Genomic DNA, 2,143 nt, shown 5'->3' with positions numbered 1-2,143 from the left:
GACTGGGCAGGGGCTGGGTCGTCTCTTTCGGATCGTGCCGGGCTCGCGAGCCCCGGCACCGCGCCTCGCCGCGTTGTCGTCAGTCGCCGACGCTCCGCGTGGGCTCCCTCCTCCGCCTCGCGATCCACGGCACCGGACCCCGCTCACCGATCCGGCCCGATCCGGAAGAAACTCCCTAGGAGGTGCCGGCCGGGGGCCCTCCGAGCACCGGCATGAACTTGACGCATTTCTTCTGCGCCGCCTTGTACTCGGGGGTGTTCAGGTCGATTCCCATGAACATCCCTCCCTCGTCCGGCTCGGGGAAGTCCGGCTGTCCGCTCTCCCGCATACAGGCGACATATTTCGACGCGTCGATCTTGGGCGCGTCCGGTGGCCTGCTCTGCTTCTGGCCGATGGGCGGAGCCTGCTTTCGGCAGGCTTCCTCGGCTTTCTTGAACTCCGGGGTGTTGACGTCTATCCCGGAGGACGCCTCAAGCCTGATCGAGCCATTGCTCTGCGGCAGCGGGAACTTCTCCACTCCCTGTTCGCGGAGGCACGTGGAGAAGGCCAGATTCGCCACGTATTTCTCGTTGTCCTCCTTGCTGGAGGGCGAGGCCGCGCTGCCCGTGCCGCTCTTCCCCTCGTCGGACGAGCCGGCCGAGTCGAACGCGAACGCCAGCCCGGCGACCACGAGGGCGACGGCCAGCCCCGAACCCACGCCCACCGCGACGGCGAGGCGTAACTGCTTCTTGCGCTCGGTGCCCTGTCCCTCTGCGGAACCCACCCTGTCGTCCATTTACACTCCCCTGTCCTCAAGTCGTGCGGAAATCAGTCGTCCGATTTCCGCGAGGGGCGTCGGCTTCATCATTCCGTCGTGATCGGAGGTGATCGTGACGCTCTCCACGATCCCATCCACATAGGGTGTCCAACTGTCCGGAGACCCGGTCGGCTGTCCTGTGGCCGGATGCCCTTCGGAAGCGATGAAGAGCATCAGGTCACCCCGGTAGAGCCGGGGCGTGAACGCGTGCAGCAGCCGGACATTGTGCGCGTTGACCTCGTGGATCTCACGGAGCATCCGCGCATTCCTCCTCGCTGCTCCGGCGCCGTCGCCCGGCGCGGGCTCGGGCGTGTCCGCACCGGCCGGATAGCCGTCCAGGCTGACCAGCAGGGCCACCTCCTCCCCCTGGTCCTGGAGGTGGGTCGCCACGGCCTGCGCCGCGGTCCCGCCGAACGACCAGCCGAGCAGGTGGTACGGCCCGGCCGGCTGGACGGCACGGATGCGGTCGGCGTACTCCGCCGCCATCTCCTCCAGCGTGCCGGGGCTCCGCTCGTCGGAGCCGAAGCCGTGCGCCTGGAGTCCGTACACGGGCCGGTCCGCCGGCAGATGGTCGGCGAGGCCGGTGTAGCACCAGCTCAGCCCGGTGCTGGGGTGGATGCAGAACAGCGGGGGCCGGTCGCCGCCGGCCCTGATGGGCAGGACGAGTCCGGTGTCGTCGGCGCCCGCGCCGCCGGTCAGCGACCGGGCGACCGCCTCCACGGTGGGAGCCCCGATCAGGGCCCGGATGCTGACCTCCGCGTTGAGCACCGCACGGATGAGGGCGATGAGCCGCATCGCGACGAGGGAGTCTCCGCCGAGGTCGAAGAACGAGACATCGGCGCCGGCCTGTTCCAGTCCGAGCACCTCGGCGAAGAGCCCGCAGAGCGCCTCTTCCGTGGGTGTCCGGGGGTCCCGCCCGGCCAGCTTGGTGGTGTCCGGCGCGGGCAGCGCGGCCCGGTTCAGCTTGCCGTTGACGGTGACCGGCAGGGCGTCCAGGACGACCACGGCCGCCGGAACCATGTAGTCGGGCAGCCGCTGTGCCGTGTACGCCCTGAGCCGGGGTGTGTCGATCGTGGCCGACCCACCGGGTACGACATAGGCGACCAGCCGCTTGGCGCCGGGCCGGTCCTCGCGGACGATCACCGCGGCCTGGCCGACCGTCTCGTGCGAGGCGATCACGGCCTCGATCTCACCCGGCTCGACACGGAAGCCACGGATCTTCACCTGCTCGTCCGCCCGGCCCGCGAAGGCGAGCTGTCCGTCGGGAAGCCAGCGGACCAGGTCGCCGGTGCGGTACATCCGGCCGCCGTAGGGGCTCGCCACGAACCGCTCGGCGGTCAGCCCCGG

The 2,143-nt window shown here is 70.1% G+C and carries 2 protein-coding genes; both read right to left on the bottom strand.

The genetic code is table 11. The features are described from left to right. Positions 1-175: 175 nt before the first annotated feature. Positions 176-775 carry a hypothetical protein gene (locus tag ABT122_RS33450; protein WP_351559943.1) on the bottom strand — a complete coding sequence of 200 codons (600 nt, stop codon included), beginning with the start codon at positions 773-775 and terminating at the stop codon, positions 176-178. After that, a partial coding sequence (locus tag ABT122_RS33445; RefSeq protein ID WP_351559941.1) for an alpha/beta fold hydrolase occupies positions 776-2,143 on the bottom strand: 1,368 nt, incomplete at its 5' end.

Origin of the sequence: Streptomyces sp. NPDC001985 (assembly GCF_040296845.1) — a bacterium.
Classification (GTDB): Bacteria; Actinomycetota; Actinomycetes; order Streptomycetales; family Streptomycetaceae; genus Streptomyces.
The sequence above is the reverse complement of the archived record's forward strand: the minus strand, read 5'-3'. Positions and strand labels throughout refer to the sequence as shown.

Bases quoted from the DNA above. Each gene is read 5' to 3' on its own strand.
- ABT122_RS33450 (WP_351559943.1), bottom strand. From the start codon at position 775: ATGGACGACAGGGTGGGTTCCGCAGAGGGACAGGGCACCGAGCGCAAG.